The following is a 231-nucleotide window of genomic DNA, read 5'->3' as shown; positions in this document are numbered from 1 at the left end:
CGCTTGCCGCCGTCACCTACGACAGGATTGCCGCCAGGGATTATGCCAACAAATGGACCTCGTACACAACGAACGCGTCCGGCTACGACACGAGCAAATGGAATCCGAAGTATGCCAAGCATACCGAAAACGGCGGGGTCGACTGCGCCAACTACGTTTCTCAAGCGATTTATGCCGGCGGGATCCCGACGGACAGCCCCTGGAAACCGGAAAGCCTCTCCGTGGTCAATA

1 protein-coding gene is annotated in these 231 nt (G+C 57.6%); it reads left to right on the top strand.

The features are described 5' to 3' along the window. Positions 1-231, top strand: a 231-nt coding sequence (locus tag KVT34_RS31395) for an amidase domain-containing protein (protein WP_217563408.1), incomplete at both ends; no start/stop codon positions are given.

Source organism: Paenibacillus sp. GbtcB18 (genome assembly GCF_019091125.1).
GTDB lineage: Bacteria > Bacillota > Bacilli > Paenibacillales > NBRC-103111 > Paenibacillus_F > Paenibacillus_F chitinolyticus.
Note: the sequence above shows the minus strand (reverse complement) of the source record. Positions and strands in the feature narration are given on the sequence as shown.